We start from the raw sequence: 257 nt of genomic DNA, 5'->3' as shown, positions 1-257 counted from the left end.
GCAGCGCGGACTCGATCGCCCTGGCCGAACGCTGGCTGGCCCGCGTGCAGCGCGCAGCCTATCTCGCCTCCGCCGAACTCGCGGCGGAGCAGGGTTCCTTCCCGCTGTTCGACGCAGACTCCTACCTCGCCGGCGAGACGGTAGCCGCCCTGGACGCGGATGTGCGCGAGGCCGTCGCCCGGCACGGCCTGCGCAACGGGCTCGTCACCTCGATCGCGCCGACGGGCACGATCTCGCTGGTGGCGGAGAACGTCTCC

Annotated in this window: 1 pseudogene; it reads left to right on the top strand. The window is 72.8% G+C overall.

The annotated features are described in order from the left end of the window. Window positions 1–257 (top strand): annotated as a pseudogene (locus tag R0J92_RS24475) (ribonucleoside-diphosphate reductase, adenosylcobalamin-dependent); the annotation flags it as partial.

This window comes from Tritonibacter sp. SIMBA_163 (genome assembly GCF_046535935.1).
Taxonomy (GTDB): domain Bacteria; phylum Pseudomonadota; class Alphaproteobacteria; order Rhodobacterales; family Rhodobacteraceae; genus Epibacterium; species Epibacterium scottomollicae.
This window is presented reverse-complemented; position numbering and strand designations above follow the sequence as displayed.